The organism is Bartonella sp. CL100XZDX, assembly GCF_042195375.1.
Taxonomy (GTDB): Bacteria; Pseudomonadota; Alphaproteobacteria; order Rhizobiales; family Rhizobiaceae; genus Bartonella.
In genome coordinates this window covers 1-2,310 of sequence record NZ_JBHIOH010000084.1, presented here as the reverse complement: position 1 = coordinate 2,310, position 2,310 = coordinate 1, and the positions used below count along the sequence as shown (strand labels likewise).

Genomic DNA, 2,310 nt, shown 5'->3' with positions numbered 1-2,310 from the left:
TGACAGTGTCAGTCTTATGAGAGAGTGAGATGATTGTTATGGTCTCTTCATTAATTTGGAGAGCAAAATGACAATAGAATTTAAACTTCGTATTCACTTTATTAAGAATGGCAAGGGATCTAAGTTTTTAGCAATATTTGATCAGACAGCCGTTGGTATGTTTGTAAAATCCTTGATGTTAACGTGCAAATTTATCCCCTCCATGCACCTATTCTTCTCTTTACGCATGAGGTGGAGAAACAGGATAGTGTTCTGTTTCATAAGCTTCAATTAACAAAACAAGAGTTTTCATTCTATCAAATTCTGGAGTATTAACTTCTGGCTGCTTATCAAACATTGCAGACACAATTTCTAAAGCTTCTTGGTACTCCCTCTCAGCACGAATTGGTTTGATATTCATTTCTTAAATTCTTGTAGTTCCACAGTGTTGGCATCAATCATATTAAATTGTAACATTTTTGTTGACAATTGTCACTTAATACATTACATCTTACTTAAAATAAAGTTGTTGAGTTTGCTATGATCAAAACATTTAAAAATAAAGACCTCCAATCTCTCTGGGAAACAGGAAAAAGTAAGATTGATAGCAGGCTTCAACAGCGTATTATTCGCCGTCTTGATGCCCTTGACGCTGCTTCTCAAGTTAGTGATATCAATGTACCAGGTTATAATTTTCATATGCTTAAAGGCTTTACTCCAACTCGCTACACAATTCATATCAATGGTCCTTGGTGTATCACTTTTGAATTTAAAGACAGACACGTTTACCATGTTGATCTAGAGCAATACCACTGAAGGTTTTAAGATTTGTAAAGGAAACTATCCATGACCACACGTAATCCTAATCGTTGTCCTTCTCATCCAGGAGAAATTTTAGCTGAATCCTTAGAACATTTAAATGCAAGCAAAACCGAAATTGCTAGGATTCTTCAAATATCACGCCAGCACTTGCACGGTATCCTTAAAGGAGAACGTCCAGTCACAGCCGTAACAGCAGCTCGCATTGGTAAATTGTTAGGAAATGGACCAGCCCTTTGGCTACAGCTTCAAGCCAATTATGATACATGGCATGCCTTGAGGGACATTGATGTCTCTTCTATTCCAACATTAACAGCTAATAAAGTGGATATACAAATGGAACAGAGCCATTAACCACCTCCCCGCCTCAAAGACGAGGAGATAAAATCATGTTTTTAACTTAAGCTACTTTTACAACAGGGCTTACTAAAACTCGCTTGGCTTCTTCAACAAGCGTTTTATAATGTTTGCTCTCTTCTGCTAATGTAAAAGCTTTAACAAGATGCATGTGAAGCGGTCCATAAATATAAACAGCTTTTTCAGTAGGTCCCATTTCATCCCAGTTGCTTGGAAAATCAAAGCGTGTATCACGGTCATTATCAATTAATTGGTTTTTTAAATCATAGAAAGCTTTGACGAGTGCTTTTTTGAATGCACGCACCGTATCATTGTTACGCATATAGGTCATGAGTAAAGTTGCTTGTGGTTCATTGAGGATAGCAACTTCTCTCTTTTGACCACCTTTACCGTCTCTTTTACTCACTTGGATTTCAAATCCAAGTGAACCAAACTCTTCAAAATCCTTACGATTATTGCGTACTAACTGTATAACTGTTTTATGCGTATTACCCACACCCTCTGCAATTTTTAAAGAAGTTGTAACAGCAATACCAGCATTGCTGATTGTCACTAAATTGTTCATGATGAACTCCTAATGGTTTTAATGTCTCTATTGACACCCCCAAGGGTGCCGGGCGTTAGAAACACGGCCATTAGTCCGTCGCTATGTCTTCCCCTCGTGAGAAGGTATTGTATAGCATAGCTACACCCGACAAAATCGTTATATGCCAATAATAGCATAAAAGACAATCAGTATTTTAAATGCATGGGAGAGATCTTACGTGACCTATCCGCTAATGGTTTAGTGTTTCTAGCACTTGTGATTCGAATAACATGAGGGTTTATTAGTGTCAATATGCTTTTAAAAAATTATTTTACATATTGTTGTTTTCAAAGGATCGCATTTGAAATGCTACCCTTTACTGTTCACTCGCATTTGAAATGCGAGTGAACCAAAATCCTTATGATTTGCTGTTTTAAAGGGTGCGATTTCAAATCCAACCCTCATTTTTCCCATTCATTTTCATTCACCCCTCATTTAAAGGAGCATAAAGTATGGCAATAGGTTTTCTACACGGTGTTGAAGTCGTTGAGGTTGACGACGGCACCCGCCCCCTTCGCGCGGTTCAGTCTGCCGTTATCGGGATTGTTGGCACGGCGCCCGATGCCGAT

4 protein-coding genes and 1 pseudogene are annotated in these 2,310 nt (G+C 38.2%); 3 read left to right on the top strand and 2 right to left on the bottom strand.

Going from position 1 to position 2,310, the window contains the following annotated elements; genetic code table 11:
* Positions 1 to 220: 220 nt before the first annotated feature.
* Entirely contained in the window at positions 221 to 400 is a 180-nt protein-coding gene (locus ACFILU_RS09430) for a hypothetical protein (RefSeq protein ID WP_375621862.1), read from the bottom strand.
* A gap of 119 nt (positions 401 to 519) precedes the next feature.
* On the opposite strand from ACFILU_RS09430, the gene ACFILU_RS09425 reads away from it, so the two are divergent.
* The gene (locus ACFILU_RS09425; protein ID WP_273791641.1) at positions 520 to 795 is read left to right on the top strand and encodes a type II toxin-antitoxin system RelE/ParE family toxin; all 276 of its coding nucleotides are present in this window, start codon (positions 520 to 522) and stop codon (positions 793 to 795) included.
* A gap of 30 nt (positions 796 to 825) precedes the next feature.
* Entirely contained in the window at positions 826 to 1,152 is a 327-nt protein-coding gene (locus tag ACFILU_RS09420; RefSeq protein WP_273791640.1) for a HigA family addiction module antitoxin, read from the top strand.
* 46 nt (positions 1,153 to 1,198) lie between these two features.
* Here ACFILU_RS09420 and ACFILU_RS09415 read toward each other — a convergent pair whose 3' ends face one another.
* The gene (locus ACFILU_RS09415) at positions 1,199 to 1,720 is read right to left on the bottom strand and encodes a Rha family transcriptional regulator (RefSeq protein WP_375675712.1); all 522 of its coding nucleotides are present in this window, start codon (positions 1,718 to 1,720) and stop codon (positions 1,199 to 1,201) included.
* 473 nt (positions 1,721 to 2,193) lie between these two features.
* Here ACFILU_RS09415 and ACFILU_RS09410 point away from each other — a divergent pair.
* A pseudogene (locus tag ACFILU_RS09410) lies at positions 2,194 to 2,310 on the top strand (phage tail protein); the annotation flags it as partial.